This window comes from Sutterella parvirubra YIT 11816, assembly GCF_000250875.1.
GTDB lineage: Bacteria > Pseudomonadota > Gammaproteobacteria > Burkholderiales > Burkholderiaceae_F > Sutterella > Sutterella parvirubra.
In genome coordinates, this window is sequence record NZ_JH604877.1 from 1 (window position 1) to 14,275 (window position 14,275).

Annotated in this window: 17 protein-coding genes; 9 read left to right on the forward strand and 8 right to left on the reverse strand. The window is 65.2% G+C overall.

What is annotated here, in order from left to right; all coding sequences use genetic code 11:
- The 4 genes from HMPREF9440_RS01810 to HMPREF9440_RS01825 form a co-directional block, all read right to left on the reverse strand.
- A partial coding sequence (locus HMPREF9440_RS01810) for a YggT family protein (protein WP_008540922.1) occupies positions 1 to 439 on the reverse strand: 439 nt, incomplete at its 3' end.
- A gap of 74 nt (positions 440 to 513) precedes the next feature.
- Positions 514 to 1,137, reverse strand: coding sequence for a 1,6-anhydro-N-acetylmuramyl-L-alanine amidase AmpD (gene ampD / locus HMPREF9440_RS01815; protein ID WP_008540923.1), 624 nt, complete (start codon positions 1,135 to 1,137; stop codon positions 514 to 516).
- Entirely contained in the window at positions 1,112 to 1,390 is a 279-nt protein-coding gene (locus tag HMPREF9440_RS01820) for a PP0621 family protein (protein ID WP_008540924.1), read from the reverse strand. Before HMPREF9440_RS01820 ends, ampD begins: the two co-directional genes overlap by 26 nt.
- Positions 1,390 to 2,199, reverse strand: coding sequence for a cytochrome C assembly family protein (locus tag HMPREF9440_RS01825; protein ID WP_008540925.1), 810 nt, complete (start codon positions 2,197 to 2,199; stop codon positions 1,390 to 1,392). Before HMPREF9440_RS01825 ends, HMPREF9440_RS01820 begins: the two co-directional genes overlap by 1 nt.
- 336 nt (positions 2,200 to 2,535) lie before the next feature.
- Here HMPREF9440_RS01825 and ffh point away from each other — a divergent pair, with 336 nt between their 5' ends.
- From ffh to ruvB, 4 genes are all read left to right on the forward strand, one after another.
- Positions 2,536 to 3,954, forward strand: coding sequence for a signal recognition particle protein (gene ffh, locus HMPREF9440_RS01830; protein ID WP_008540927.1), 1,419 nt, complete (start codon positions 2,536 to 2,538; stop codon positions 3,952 to 3,954).
- Positions 3,938 to 4,546 carry a crossover junction endodeoxyribonuclease RuvC gene (ruvC, locus tag HMPREF9440_RS01835; RefSeq protein ID WP_008540929.1) on the forward strand — a complete coding sequence of 203 codons (609 nt, stop codon included), beginning with the start codon at positions 3,938 to 3,940 and terminating at the stop codon, positions 4,544 to 4,546. Before ffh ends, ruvC begins: the two co-directional genes overlap by 17 nt.
- Before the next feature lie 74 nt (positions 4,547 to 4,620).
- On the forward strand, positions 4,621 to 5,190 hold the full coding sequence (gene ruvA, locus HMPREF9440_RS01840) for a Holliday junction branch migration protein RuvA (protein WP_008540931.1): 570 nt from the start codon (positions 4,621 to 4,623) through the stop codon (positions 5,188 to 5,190).
- A 15-nt stretch (positions 5,191 to 5,205) separates the two neighbouring features.
- Positions 5,206 to 6,222, forward strand: a complete 1,017-nt coding sequence (gene ruvB / locus HMPREF9440_RS01845) for a Holliday junction branch migration DNA helicase RuvB (RefSeq protein ID WP_008540933.1) — start codon at positions 5,206 to 5,208, stop codon at positions 6,220 to 6,222.
- 107 nt (positions 6,223 to 6,329) lie between these two features.
- On the opposite strand, the gene HMPREF9440_RS01850 is transcribed toward ruvB, so the two are convergent.
- A complete protein-coding gene (locus HMPREF9440_RS01850; RefSeq protein ID WP_008540934.1) occupies positions 6,330 to 7,286 on the reverse strand; it encodes a hypothetical protein in 957 nt (318 codons plus the stop codon).
- Between the two features lie 155 nt (positions 7,287 to 7,441).
- On the opposite strand from HMPREF9440_RS01850, the gene ybgC reads away from it, so the two are divergent.
- From ybgC to HMPREF9440_RS01875, 5 genes are all read left to right on the forward strand, one after another.
- Entirely contained in the window at positions 7,442 to 7,849 is a 408-nt protein-coding gene (ybgC, locus tag HMPREF9440_RS01855) for a tol-pal system-associated acyl-CoA thioesterase (protein WP_008540935.1), read from the forward strand.
- Positions 7,850 to 7,899: 50 nt separating this feature from the next.
- A complete protein-coding gene (gene tolQ, locus HMPREF9440_RS01860) occupies positions 7,900 to 8,562 on the forward strand; it encodes a protein TolQ (protein ID WP_008540936.1) in 663 nt (220 codons plus the stop codon).
- A gap of 3 nt (positions 8,563 to 8,565) precedes the next feature.
- Positions 8,566 to 8,994, forward strand: a complete 429-nt coding sequence (locus HMPREF9440_RS01865; protein WP_008540937.1) for an ExbD/TolR family protein — start codon at positions 8,566 to 8,568, stop codon at positions 8,992 to 8,994.
- Between the two features lie 12 nt (positions 8,995 to 9,006).
- Positions 9,007 to 10,203 (forward strand): cell envelope integrity protein TolA, encoded by a 1,197-nt coding sequence (gene tolA, locus HMPREF9440_RS01870; protein WP_008540938.1) that lies wholly within the window; start codon positions 9,007 to 9,009, stop codon positions 10,201 to 10,203.
- Positions 10,204 to 10,289: 86 nt separating this feature from the next.
- Entirely contained in the window at positions 10,290 to 10,727 is a 438-nt protein-coding gene (locus tag HMPREF9440_RS01875; RefSeq protein ID WP_008540939.1) for a Panacea domain-containing protein, read from the forward strand.
- Positions 10,728 to 10,799: 72 nt separating this feature from the next.
- Here the strand turns inward: HMPREF9440_RS01875 and HMPREF9440_RS01880 are convergent, their stop codons facing one another.
- The 3 genes from HMPREF9440_RS01880 to HMPREF9440_RS11620 all read right to left on the reverse strand — a co-directional run.
- The gene (locus HMPREF9440_RS01880) at positions 10,800 to 12,545 is read right to left on the reverse strand and encodes a proline--tRNA ligase (RefSeq protein WP_008540940.1); all 1,746 of its coding nucleotides are present in this window, start codon (positions 12,543 to 12,545) and stop codon (positions 10,800 to 10,802) included.
- An 86-nt stretch (positions 12,546 to 12,631) separates the two neighbouring features.
- Positions 12,632 to 13,747 (reverse strand): glutamate 5-kinase, encoded by a 1,116-nt coding sequence (proB, locus tag HMPREF9440_RS01885; RefSeq protein WP_008540941.1) that lies wholly within the window; start codon positions 13,745 to 13,747, stop codon positions 12,632 to 12,634.
- A gap of 3 nt (positions 13,748 to 13,750) precedes the next feature.
- The coding region (locus HMPREF9440_RS11620; protein ID WP_216586054.1) for a hypothetical protein at positions 13,751 to 14,275 on the reverse strand (525 nt) is incomplete at its 5' end.

The window sequence follows — 14,275 nt, forward strand, 5'->3', positions numbered from 1 at the left end:
TGCGGCAGGGACGCAGGAAGGGCTCCAAGAGCGTCTCCAACGCGTAGCCCATCGGGCTCTGTCGGTTCACCCAGCTCAAGACGCACCAAATCAGCGTCCCCCAGGAGACCATCTCCAACCCCCAACGCACGAGCGTGAAGATCGGCGCGAGCACCATCCCCAAGGGGCTGATCGGATAAAACGCCGTGAGGCGGTTCACCAGCACGGTCGCGAACGCCAGGATCAGGGCCCCAAGAAGCGACGGCCAATCCCAATTGCCCTTCGCCGGCACCACGCGCGAGAGCGGCACCACGAGCCAGTCGGTCGCGCGCCTCGCCAGATCCACCAACGGGTGCCGGGGCGAAAAGGCCCAGCGCCACACCCAGGCGCGAAGCAGAAAGAGCACGCCGAAGAGCGACGCGACGGTGCCGATCACGAACTGAAGGATGGAGAAGAGCATGGTGCCTGCGGTTGGGTGATGGTTGGGTTGGTAGGGATCCCCAAGGATAGCGCAAGCGGGCTCCCGCAGATGTTTCAGCGGGTTTTGCGGGCGAGATCCGCAGTGCGGGCTTCAAGCATCCCGACGTCGCAGTCCGCGGGCGCAATGGCGAGCTCCACCCCTGCGGGGAGCATCGCCCCGACCCGCCCCCAGTCGAAGGTCGGGCCCGGATCGGTCTTGCGGCCGGGTGCGATCACCTCGTGCCCCGTGACCCAGCGGATGGGATGCTTTCGGACGAGCTCCGGAAGGATCCGCGAGAGCGCCTCATACTGCGCCTCCGAGAAGGGCGTCTTCCCGTCCCCCTCCATTTCGATCCCGACGGAAAAGTCGTTGCAGGCGTTCCTCCCGCGGAAGTTCGAGAGGCCGGCGTGCCAGGCCCGCATGGAGAAGGGTACGAACTGGATCACTTCACCGTCCCTGCGCACGAAGAGGTGCGCGGAGACGCGAAGCCCCCTGAGGCTCTCAAACGGAGGTTCCGGGGAAAGCGTCCCCAGAAAGAGGCGCTCGACGGCATCGCCTTCGAAGACTCCGGCGGGGAGAGAGATGTGGTGGATGACGAGAAGATCGACCGTCGCGCCCTCCGGGCGGCGGTCGGCGTGAGGGCTCGGAAGGCGCTTTGCGCCTTCGAGCCAATCAGCGTTCGCGGGGGCCGGCGTCACGGCACTTCGGCGAGCAGTAGACGTGCTCGCCCCGGCGGAGCGCGTCCCCGGCGGGGACGTAGACGCCGCAGTGCGCGCAGCGCACCATCTGTTCGCCCGCGGCGGCGCGGCGCTCTTCGTCCCGACGGCGCTCGCGCCTCAGGAGCTCAAGCTCCAGGCGCTCGCGGTTGTCGAGCTTGTTGCGGCGTCGGGAGAGCGACCAAGCGACGGCGATCCCGAGCGCGAGAAGCACGAAGAAGAGAATGCGGCCCATCAGAAGATCTCACGGATGAAGCTGTAGCCGACGTAGGCGATGACGAGCACCGCAAAGCCCGCCCAGAACCAGTTGAGCGCGGTCTTCGCGCGCCAGCCCGCGAAGCGGCGGCCGCCCAGAAGCAGGCCGAAGATCACCCAGGCGATCCAGGTGAGAAGCGTCTTGTGGTCCATCAGGAGCCACGTGCCCTTCATCTCATGCGTGGCGAAGGAGCCGGTGAGAAGAACGAGCGTGAGGCACACGAACCCGACCGCGACGATGCGGAAGAAGATGCGCTCCATCACGACGAGGCCGGGGAGCGAATCGAGGAAGTTGTTCTCGGAGGTCGTGGCGGCGGCTTTGAGCTGACGGTTCTGCAGGCCCATCAGCACGGCCTGCACGAGCGCGATCGTCATGAAGCTGTATGCGGCCAAGGCGAGGAGCAGGTGCCAGCGGAAGAGCACCGTCCACTCCTGCGCCGGAATCGGGTTCCCCGGGAAGATGACGGGAAGAATCGTCCCGAAGGCAGCGGCGATGAGGATGATGCCGAACTGCCCGTGCAGACGGTGGATGATCGTTTCGATGAAGAGCGCGATCACCGCGAAGAAGAACGTGACCGAGAGGGCGAAGGCGAAGCCGAAGTGCACGGCGTCGGGGCGGAACATCTCCCCTTCGACGGCGTAGCCGTGAAGGATGAGCCCGAGGAGCACCGGCCAGCGGATGAGGCTCGACGCCTTCCCCGCCTTCTGCTTCATGGCGCCCACGATGGCCATGCCCGCCGCCAAATAAAGCAGCGCGGCGATGCCGGAGCAAATCGTCAACGATGTCATGATCTTCCCGTTCGTTCAGACGTGCGGCCCGGCGTGGGCGTCCAACCTCAGGACGCCGGGCGCAAAGTGCGCGCCGAGCCATTAAAATGTCGTGTTCCGCGGCGTCCCTCCCGGGGCGCCCCTCTTCTTTTTTGGAATGTGGTCCGGGGCCCCCGAAGGAGAACCCGAACTTCATTCTATCGCCTCCGCCCTTAGCATTGACTGAACGAAAGGGCGGGAGGGTTGAATTTTTCCGTCCGGCGCAGGCCTTCCCGCGCAGCACAAAGACGCACCGTCGCCGTTCGAATCCCTCTCCGGGATCCGGCACGCCTTGACCCGGACGAACAGGACACCACCATGCTCGACTCACTCAGCCAGCGCCTCTCCAAAATCGTCAAGGTCATGCGCGGTCAGGCGCGCCTCACCGAAGAGAACACCCGCGACATGCTCCGCGAAATCCGCCTCGCGCTTCTTGAAGCGGACGTGGCGCTCCCGGTCGTGCGCGAAGTGCTCGCCCGCATCAAAGAGAAGGCGATGGGCGAGGAGGTGATCGGGAACCTCAACCCGGGCCAAGCCCTGGTCGGGGTCGTGCAGCGCGAGCTCACCGCCATCATGGGCGGGGACCTCTCCCGCGACGAGCGCGAGATCAACCTGCGCGTGCAGCCTCCGGCCGTGATCCTTCTGGCGGGTCTCCAGGGTGCGGGCAAGACCACCACCGCCGGGAAGCTCGCGAAGCACCTCATTGAAACCCAGAAGAAGAAGGTCCTCACGGTTTCCTGCGACATCTACCGCCCCGCGGCCATTGAGCAGTTGAAGACCGTCACGGCGCAGGCCGGGGCGGAGTGGTACCCGAGCCATACGGGTGAGAAGCCCCTCGACATCGCCGCGGGCGCCGTCGACTACGCCCGCCGCCACTTCTTCGACGTGCTGATCGTCGACACGGCCGGCCGTCTCGCCATCGACGAAGCGATGATGACGGAGGTCGCGGACCTCCACAAGTTCCTCTCCCCCGCCGAGACGCTCTTCGTCATCGACGCGATGCTGGGTCAGGACGCCGTCAACACGGCGAAGAGCTTCCACGAACGCCTCCCTCTCACCGGCGTCATCCTCACGAAGACCGACGGCGACAGCCGCGGCGGTGCGGCCCTTTCCGTGCGCCACGTCACCGGGAAGCCCATCAAGTTCGTGGGTTCGGGTGAGAAGCTGGACGGGTTCGATGCGTTTGATCCCGAAGCGATGGCCTCCCGCATCATCGGCATGGGCGACATCGTGGGGCTCGTCAAGGACGTCCAGAAATCGATCAACGTCGCCGAAGCCGAAAAGCTCGCGCAGAAGCTCAAAAGCGGGAAGTCCTTCGACCTCACCGACTTCCGAGCCCAGTTGGCGCAGATGGGCGGCATGGGGAGCTTCAGCTCGCTCATGGAAAAGCTCCCGGCGCAGTTCCAGCAGGCCGCGGGTCAGGTCAACGACGAGCAGGTCCAGAAGCAACTCCGCCGCACGATGGGGATCATCGACGCGATGACCCCTGCGGAGCGCCGCAAGCCCGACCTCATCAAGGCGAGCCGCAAGAAGCGCATCGCCATGGGTGCGGGCGTCCCCGTCCAGGAAGTGAACCGCCTCTTGAAGCAGTTCGACCAGACGCAGGACATGATGAAGCGCATGCAGCGGGGCGGCCTCTCGAAGATGATGCGCGCTCTGGGCGGCATGGGTCTTCCCGGCATGGGCAAGCTCGGGGGCTTCCCCGGCATGGGCGGCTTCGGTGGGCCCCGTGGCTGACGCCCAGTCCGCCGTGAAGCGCATCCTCGGCCTCGACCCCGGGCTCAACCACCTCGGTTGGGCCGTGATCGAAACCGAGGGACCCGCGACGCGCGCGGTCGCCTTCGGGGTCTTCGACGTCCCGAAGGGCGAACTCCCCGAGCGTCTCTCTTCGATCTCCAAACACCTCACCGCCTGCATCGGGGAATACCGCCCCGACTGCGCCGCGATCGAGCGCGTCTTCGTGAACGTCAACCCGCAGAGCACGCTTCGCTTGGGCGAAGCGCGCGGCGCGGCGATCGCCGCGCTCGCGCTCGCAGGCCTTCCCGTCGAAGAATTCACCCCGAGCGAAATCAAGCAGTGCGTCACCGGCACGGGCCGCGCCGACAAGGCGATGGTGCAGCGCATGGTGACGACGCTCTTGGGCCTCACCGACACGCCCCGCACCGACGCCGCCGACGCGTTGGGCTGCGCCATCACCTGCGCGCAGACGATGCGGCTTCGCGCGCTAGAGCGCTCGGGCGGCACCACCCGCACCTACGCGACCGCAAGGCGCGGTGCGTCCGGCCGCGGCGCACGCGCCGCGTGGGCGAAGTTCGCGGGCGAAAAGTAGCGCCCCCGAGCGAAGGCGTCCGGAAGTCTGTAGGATGAGCGGCATCAGCATTCATCTTTGACGAGCCCCCACACATGATCGGACGCATCAGCGGCACCCTCATCGAAAAGGAACCTCCTCAGATCGTCGTCGACGCCTGCGGCGTCGGCTACGAGCTCGACGTTCCCATGTCCACCTTCTGCAATCTCCCTTCCGAGGGGAACCAGGTGGCGCTCTTCACGCACCACGTCGTGCGCGAGGACGCGCAGCTCCTCTACGGCTTCCTCACGAAGCGTGAGCGCGACGTCTTCCGAACGGTGATCCGCGTCAACGGCGTCGGCCCCAAGATGGGCCTCGCGCTGCTCTCGGGGATGTCGGTGGACGACCTCGCCTCCGCGGTCGATCAAGGGCAGACGGGGCTCTTGACGCGCGTACCCGGCATCGGGAAGAAGACGGCGGAAAGGCTCCTTCTTGAATTGAAGGGCAAGCTCCCCGTCATGGGCGGGCTCTTTTCCGAGCATTCCGACGCCAAGGCCGACGTCCTCGCGGCGCTCATGGCGCTCGGTTACAACGAACGCGAAGCCGCAGCCGCCGTCAAGACGCTCTCCCCCGACGTCGAAGTGGCGCAGGGGATCCGCGAGGCGCTCCGCTCGCTCGCCCACTAAGGTCGGGGAATCGTCATGATCAACGATGAACGCCTGGTAGCGGGGGCCGCCGCCAACCCCAACGAAGAAAACGCCGACCGGGCGCTCCGCCCGACGGGGCTCGCCGAATACGTGGGGCAGCCCGCGGTGCGGGAGCAGTTGGACATCTTCATCCGCGCGGCGAAGCGCCGCGGAGAGGCCCTGGACCACGTGCTCCTCTTCGGACCTCCCGGCTTGGGAAAAACCACACTCGCGCACATCATCGCGCGCGAGATGGGCGTGAACCTCAGGCAGACTTCCGGCCCCGTTTTGGAGCGCCCCGGCGACTTGGCCGCCATGCTCACGAACCTCGAACCCAACGACGTTCTCTTCATCGACGAAATCCACCGGCTCTCGCCCGTCGTCGAGGAAGTGCTCTACCCGGCCCTGGAGGACTACCAAATCGACATCATGATCGGCGAAGGCCCCGCCGCCCGCTCGATCAAGATCGACCTGCCGCCCTTCACCTTGGTTGGAGCCACGACGCGCGCAGGGTCGCTTACGAACCCGCTTCGCGCCCGCTTCGGGATCACGAGCCAGCTTCAGTTCTACAGTGCCGAGGACCTCGTGACGATCGTCCGGCGCTCGGCGCGCCTTCTCGGCATCTCGATCGATTTGGAGGGCGCACGCGAGATTGCGAACCGCAGCCGCGGCACGCCCCGCGTCGCCAACCGGCTGCTGCGCCGCGTGCGCGACTTCGCCGAAGTGATGCACGACGGCATGGTGACGAAGGAAGTGGCTTCGAAGGCGCTCAAGCTTCTCGACGTCGACCCCGTGGGGCTCGACCTCATCGACCGGCGCTTCCTCACGACGATTCTGGAAAAGTTCGCGGGCGGCCCCGTCGGGATTGAGAATCTGGCGTCCGCGATCGGCGAAGACCGCGACACGTTGGAAGACGTCGTCGAACCCTTCCTCATTCAGCAGGGGTACGTCCACCGCACGCCGCGGGGGCGCGTGGCGACGGTGAACGCCTGGAAGCACTTCGGCCTCACCCCGCCCGAGTCGGCGGAGTAACGCCAAGCTTCAAAGCGAAACCCCAAAACCAACCCCTTCAACGCGAGAGGCGTCGGCTTCCCGACGCCTCTCGCTTTTTCAAATCCGCAGGAAGCCTACCCTTCCGCTTACGAGATGAGCGGCGAAGGTCCCTGCCCGTCCTTCCCGGCGGGCTTCGTCGGCTGCCCCTCCTCCAAACTCCGGAGCGCCTGCCCGAGAACGCCCGAAGCGGCGAGGAGAAGTACTCCCAGAACCGACGCGCTCCACGCGAGAATCCCGCTGTTTTCGATAAAGATCGTCCCAAGCCCCACCGTGAAGGGCGCGGGGCTGAAGGGGGAGAGCACGAGTCCGGAGAGCACCGCGGCGGGCAGCAGCGCACCCGCCCAACGCGCGGACGGTCGGTTCATGAAGAGACTGTTGATCGCGGGGATCAGGATCAGAAGCGCCGTCCAGGCACCCAACCCCCCGACGGCTTCGAAAAGCACGTAGAGGACGTCGCGCCCCGCAGCATCCGTCCCCAAGGGATGCCCGTGCGCCCAAAGGGCGGCGATCCAGGTCCAGAGAATCCAGAGGACGCTCCCTGCCACCATGGCGCTCCGCCACGGGAAACGTTCGTCCCCGCCCGCAAGCATCCGGACGCCATCCGTGAAGTTCGTCGCGAAGCGGTAGGCGACGCCCAACGCCGTGCAGATCCAGGCGAGAAACGCCGTGACGCCCCCGGCGATCGCCGCGATCAGGGTGTACTTCGCGATCGTGATCGCGGGAGAAGCGCCCAATTTCACGTGCTCCAACGCTTCGCCTGAATAGGAGACGGCCGCCATCGGCGCGGACGCCCCGGCCTCAGGACGGCCGAGCCCCCAGGCGTTCTGAAGAAGCGTCGAGAGCACCGTCCCGTCGCCGTAGGGGAAGCCCGCCATCGCGGAAACGACGAGCTCCGCCGTGAGGATCACGGCGGACGCGCCGACGAAGGGTCGGTGCATCACTTTGGCAAGCGTCTCACGCGGGAGCTTCACGAGAAGAAGGACGAGGACGACGAGAAGCGCCGCGGGAAAGTACGCGGCGAAGGCATTGGCAGAGGGCGTCATAAAGCTATGTAGAAGTGTTTCCGGAGGGCTTCTTTGAAGCGCGTATGTTAAGCCAACGAAGTCCCGGAGAACGCCCGGACCGCATTTTCCCTATACTGTCCCGACGGCCGGGCGCAAAGGGCGCCCGGCAGGTTCCATACGCGAAGCACTACGACATGCCGACCTTCCGTTATCCCGTCCGCGTTCATTGGGAAGACACCGACGCGGGCGGCATCGTCTATCACGCGAACTACCTCAAATTCATGGAGCGCGCCCGCTCGGAGATTCTGAGGAACTTCGGGATCTCGCAGCGCGTGAACCCGGAGACGGGCGGCGTGCTCTTCGTCGTAGCGGACCTCTCGATCAAATACCGCCGCGCCGCGAAGTTGGAGGACGAACTCACGGTCGAGACCGCCGTCGAGCGCCTGGGCGGCGCGTCCTGCGTCTTCTCGCAGACGATTCTCCTCGGCGACGACGTCGTCACCGCCGGGACCGTGCGCGTCGCCTGCGTCGACGCGGCGACCCTCGCTCCCACGCCCATCCCGGAAGCGATCCGCGCGCAGCTCGGCACGCTCAAAGCGTAAAGCCCCTTCTGAATTCCCAAGGTCAACCCACACCGCAACTCAGAGCAGTCATGAATCCGACCACCGATCTCTCCATCCTCACGCTCGTTCAGCAGGCGAGCCCCGTCGTGCAGGCCATTCTCGCCATTCTGGTCCTGCTCTCGCTTCTGAGCTGGACGGTGATCTTCCAGAAGGCCTTCGCGATCTCGCGCGCCGCGCGCCAGACGGAAGACTTCGAAGCGCGCTTCTGGGGCGGCTCCGACATGACGAAGCTCCTGGAGACCGCGAAGAAGCCCGACGCCGGGATCGAAGAGCGCCTCTTTGCGGCCGGCATGACCGAATTCACGAAGCAGCAGAAGGCCGGGGGTGACGTGACCTCCGGCGTCACCCGCGCGATGCGCGCGGTCTTCACCCGCGAGATGGACGGGCTCGAAAAGGGCCTTCCGCTCCTCGCCTCCATCGGGTCGACCTCGCCCTACGTGGGCCTCTTCGGCACCGTTTGGGGGATCATGAACGCCTTCACGGGGCTTTCGACCCTCGACAACGTTTCGCTCGCGGTCGTCGCCCCTGGGATCGCCGAAGCCCTGGTCGCGACCGCGATCGGCCTCTTCGCCGCCATTCCGGCCGTGGCCGCCTACAACTACTTCAACAACCGCGTCAACCGCCTCGCCAACCGCCTCGAGAGCTTCAGCGAGGAGTTCCTCAACATTCTCGAACGCCAGGCGAGGAGCTGAGTCATGCTGCGCCGCAACAGCCGCCGACGCGGGCTCATGAGCGAGATGAACGTCGTCCCCTACATCGACGTCATGCTCGTGCTGGTCGTCATCCTGATGGTGGCCGCGCCCTTCGTCAATCCGAGCCTCATCAACCTGCCTTCCGTCAACAAGGCGTCGAAGGCTCCCGAAAAGCTCATCGAAGTGATCGTCTTCCCCGACGGGCGCATGTCGCTTCGCGTCGGGAAGGATCTCCGCGCGACGGACGCCGCGGGGTTGGTCGCCGCCGTGCGCGAAGCGCAGGGCTCGACTCCGGATCTGCCCGTCGTCATCGCCGCCGACAAGGACGTGCGCTACGAAGACGTGATCAACGTCATGAAGACGCTCCAGGAAGCGGACGTCCCCCGCGTGGGTCTCTCGCTTCGCATCGAGCGCTCGGCCGCCGCACGATAAGGGGAGCCGACGATGAGCATCAAGCGCCCGCGTCCCGCCGCCGAGGGGAACCGCCGCGACACCGTCGCGGCGACCGCCCTCTCCGTCGGCGTGCACGCCGCACTCTTCGCCGCGCTCTTCTCGGTCTTCCAGTGGCAGACCCACACCGAAACGGTCTACGCCGAGCTTTGGGCCCCCGAGGACATCTCGGGCGGGACGGACCCCGAAGGGGTGGCGGAAAAGCTCCCCGAAGCGAGCCCCGAGACCCCGCCCGACGCGGAGGAGCCGAAGCCGGAACCCGAACCCGAGCCCGCCGGTCCGACGCCGGAAGAATTGGCGCAGCAACAGGCCGCGGAGGAAGCCGCACGCCGTCAGGCCGAAGAGGCCGCCGCGGCCGAAGCCGCCCGCCTGGCGGAGGCGGCTCGACTCGAAGAGGAAGCCCGACGCGCCGAAGAGGAGCGTCTCGCGCAGGAGCGCGCCCGCGCCGAAGAGATCGAACGCCAGCGTCAGGAAGCCATTGAAGCCGAACGCCGCCGCGTCGAGGAAGAGAAGGCCCGCGAGGCGGAACGCCTCGCGCAGGAGCGTCTCGCCGAAGAGCGGAAGAAGGCCGAGGAAGCCCGCCTGGCTGAAGAAGCGAAGCGCGCCGAAGAGGAACGCCTCCGCCAAGAGGCGGAAGCCCGCCGCATCGCGGAAGAAAAGCGCATTGCCGAAGAGAAGCGCATCGCGGAGGAAAAGCGGATCGCCGAAGAGAAGCGCAAGGCTGAAGAGCGCCGCATCGCCCGCGAAAAGGCGGAGAAGGCCGAGCGCGAACGCATTGCGCGCACGGTGCGCCAGCAGGAGCTCGCACGCCTCTCCGCCAAGGTCGATCCCAACGCCCAACGCTCGGGAACGACGACCGGCGACCCGCGAAACTTCCGCCGCAACCTCACGGGGTCTGCGCTCGCGCGCTACAACGCGCGCGTCGCCGCCTGCATCCGTCCGCACATCACGATCGAGGTGCCGCCCTCGACGCCGCGCGGCCGCTTCCAGGCGACCTACACCGTGAAGCTTCTGCCCACGGGCGAGCAGATCGGCTCCGCAGTGAAGCAGAAGGGGTCCGGCTGGGACGCCTACGACGCCGCGGTCGAGCGCGCCATCCGGCGCTGCAACCCGTTCCCGCGTCCGGACACCGGTCAGGAAGCGCCGAGGGAGCTCACCCTCACCTTCGACCCGGTGGACGACCGGAAATAAGCTGAAATCCGCACACGTCCCGAACGCACCCCACCGCACGAGCTTCCGGGACGCGTGCGCTCCTTTTCCACCCCGAAGGAGGCCCCATGCCGACAACCTGCTTTGACGTCGCGAACTACTTCTTCTCGCGCCTTGACGAGGACGCAGGCGACGTCCTTTCCAACCTGAAGCTTCAGAAGCTGGCCGACTACGCGCAGGGCTTCGCCCTCGCCCTGCTCGATCGTCCGCTCTTTCCCGAACCCCTCGTCGCCTGGCAGATGGGTCCCGTCTGCCCGCCGCTCTTCCGGATGTACGCCATCGACGGCCCACGGGGGATTCCCGCGCCGCCGCTGATCGACCTCAGCGTGTTCCCCGCGGTGGAGATCGAGCTCCTCAATGAGGTCTGGGAGGTCTACGGCCAGTTCGCCGCCTGGAAGCTCCGCGACATGGTTCTGACGGAAGCACCCTGGAGGGAGACCGCCGTCAACGACGTGATCACCCACGAGCGGCTCAAAGCCTTCTTCCTCACGCAGCTCCGCTCCTGAGCACGGCTCCAAAAACCATCGGCCCGGGCGTCAACCGCCCGGGCCTATGGTTCAATCAGATTCAAAGTCCGATCACTTGCGGATGCGGCCCGCGACGAAGTCCGCCGCTTCCGCGGTCTTCACCATGATCTTCTCGGCGAGGTTGCCGCGGGCGGCGTATTCGACTTCGCCGTTCTTCAAGCCGCGGTCGCCGATCACGATGCGGTGCGGAACGCCGATCAGCTCCCAGTCCGCAAACATCACGCCCGGGCGCATGTCGCGGTCGTCGAGGATGACGTCGACGCCCTTGGCCTTCAATTCTTCGTAGAGCTCGTCGGCGGCCTTCCGGACGTCTTCGCTCTTCGCGTAGTTCATCGGGCAGATGACAGCTTCAAAGGGCGCGATGCTGTCGGGCCAGATGATGCCCTTCTCGTCGTGGCTCTGTTCGATCGCCGCACCGGCCAGGCGCGTCACGCCGATCCCGTAGCAGCCCATCTGAAGGATCTGGGGCTTGCCGTTTTCGTCGAGGTAGGTCGCACCCAACGCTTCGGAGTAGCGCGTGCCGAGGAAGAAGACGTGGCCCACTTCGATGCCGCGCTGAAGCTTCAGCGTCCCGCAGCCGTCGGGCGAGCGGTCGCCTTCGACCACGTTGCGCAGGTCCGCAACGGCGGGTTCGGGGAGGTCTCGGCCGAAGTTGACGCCCGTGTAGTGGAAGCCCTCTTCGTTCGCGCCGCAGCAGAAGTCCGACATGTCGGCGACGGTGCGGTCGGCGTAGACGGCGACGTCTTCCTTGACGCCGACGGGGCCGAGGTAGCCCGGCTTCGAGCCGAAGGCCTGCATGATCTCGTCGTCGGTCGCGAAGCGGAAGCCTTCCTTCAGTTCAGGGAGGTGACCCGCCTTCACTTCGTTCAGTTCATGGTCGGCGCGCAGGAGCACGAGCACGATCTTCGCGGGCATCGGTTCGCCCTTCTCGTTCACGCGGTCGGCGGCGAGCACGACGCTCTTGACGCTCTTCAAAAGATCGAGCCCGAGGTACTCGGCGACGGCTTCGCACTTTTCCTTCCCCGGGGTCGCGCGCTTTTCCATCGTTTCGGCGGGAGCCTGGCGGCCCTCCAGCACCGAGAAGGCTTCGGCCAATTCGATGTTGGCGGCGTAGTCGGATTCGGGAGCGTAGGCGATGACGTCTTCGCCGGCGTTCGCGATCACCTGGAATTCGTGCGAGCGGGAGCCGCCGATCGCGCCCGTATCGGCGCGCACGGCGCGGAACATGAGCCCCAGACGCGTGAAGATCTTCTGGTAGGCCGCATACATCGCGTCGTAGGACTTCGACGCGCCCTCTTCGTCACGGTCGAACGAGTACGCGTCCTTCATCGTGAATTCGCGGCCGCGCATCACGCCGAAGCGGGGACGGCGCTCGTCGCGGAACTTCGTCTGGATGTGATAGAAGTTCACGGGGAGCTGACGCCAGCTCTTGATTTCCTGACGCGCGATGTCGGTGATGACTTCCTCCGACGTCGGCTGAATCACGAAGTCGCGGTCGTGACGGTCCTTGATGCGCAGAAGCTCCGCACCGTACTTCTCCCAACGGCCCGATTCCTGCCAGAGCTCCGCCGGCTGCACGATCGGCATCAAGAGTTCCACCGCGCCCGCCGCGTTCATTTCTTCGCGGATGATCGCTTCGATCTTGCGGATGGTGCGCAGCCCCATCGGCATGTAGGTGTAGACGCCGGCGGCAAGCTTCTTGATCATGCCGGCGCGGATCATGTACTGCTGACTCACGACGTCGGCATCGGCCGGCGCTTCCTTGAGCGTGGAAAGGAAAAAGGAACGGGCGCGCATAGTGTTTCGCTTCGTTGTGTCGGATTGAAAGCCCCCCGGAAGATCCTTCCGGGGGGCGCATTTGAAAAGTCTGTCTATTTTAGCCTTCAGCGCACGACCATGTTGTCGCGGTGGATGAGTTCGGGGCGGTCGGGCATCCCCAGACGCGCCTCGATTTCTTCGGTGTGGCAGCCGATGATGCGGCGCGCATCCGCGCTCGAATAGTTGACGAGCCCGCGGGCGACTTCGTTCCCCTCAGGGTCGAGGCAACTCACGACTTCACCCTTCACGAATTCGCCTTCGACCGCGGTGACGCCGACCGGCAGAAGCGACGTCTGGCGCTCTAGAATCGCCTTCGCGGCACCGGCGTCAAGCGTCAGGCGGCCCGCCGCACGGAGGTGGTCCGCGATCCATTGCTTGCGGGCGTGCATGACGGAAGTCGAGGGCGCGAGGTGCGTGCCGATCAGCTCGCCCTTGGCAAGCCGCACGAGGACGTCGGGCTCACGGCCCGACGCGATGATGGTCGCCGCGCCCGAGCGCGCCGCGCGCTTCGCGGCGAGGATCTTCGTGATCATGCCGCCCTTCGAGAGCGAGCTCGCGGCGCCTCCCGCCATGCGCTCCAAGGCGGGATCTCCGGCCTTCGCTTCCGCCACGAACACCGCATCGGGATTCGAGCGGGGATCAGCCGTATAGAGGCCGCGCTGGTCCGTGAGGATCACGAGCGCGTCGGCTTCGACGAGGTTCGTCACCAAAGCGCCCAGCGTGTCGTTGTCGCCCACCTTGATTTCGTTCGTGACGACGGTGTCGTTTTCGTTGATGACGGGGACGATCCCGAGGCGCAGGAGTTCCACCAACGTCATGCGGGCGTTCAGGTACTGCTCGCGGTCGACGAGGTTCGCGTGGGTGAGGAGCACCTGCGCCGTCATGATCCCGTGCGCGCGGAAGTGCGTTTCGTAGGCTTCGACGAGCCCCATCTGGCCCACGGCCGCCGCGGCCTGCTGCTCGAAGACGCGCTTCGGACGCTCGGCCCAACCGAGGCGGAGCACCCCTTCGGCGACGGCCCCCGAGCTCACCAGGAGCACTTCGCGGCCCATTTGGCGGAGCTCCGCAATCTGCGTCGCCCAACGTTCGATCGCTTCGACGTCGAGTCCTCGGCCGTCGTTCGTGACAAGTGCGCTCCCGACCTTGACGACGATGCGGCGGGCGCTTTTCAACAACGACATTTTCTATTTTCTCCCAAAGGTCTTCCGGCTCTTCCATATGCGCAACCCTAGCACATGATAACGCCACACGGAATGATCATCTTTCATTGACTTTTTAATGTCAAAAACTGGAATACCAAATAGATGGATACTGTATAGAGCTGAATTTTTGAAAAGTGAAATTGGACCGTATCGCCTTTGTTTCCCCGACCACCTCAACACAAACTGATGATCTTTATGAAGTAACCCATAGCTCGAGGTCACCTGAAAGCCAAACAAATCCAGATTACGAGGTTGATATGCAAACAGTTTAAGCAAGTAGAAGAGCGACTCCTTCCTCGCCCCCATCAGCCGTTCATTCATCGCAAAGAACGCTGAAGTTCCCTCCCATATTTTTTCGAAAACTCGCCCCCTCTTAGCTTCACCCTTCGGCATTCGGGAAAAAATAACTTTTCCGTCACGAACGACTTCTGCTGTTGGCTCCGAAGAAGTCATCATAAACTCCAAAAACCTCGAAACCTCAGGAACAGTAAAGAAATAAAATTTACT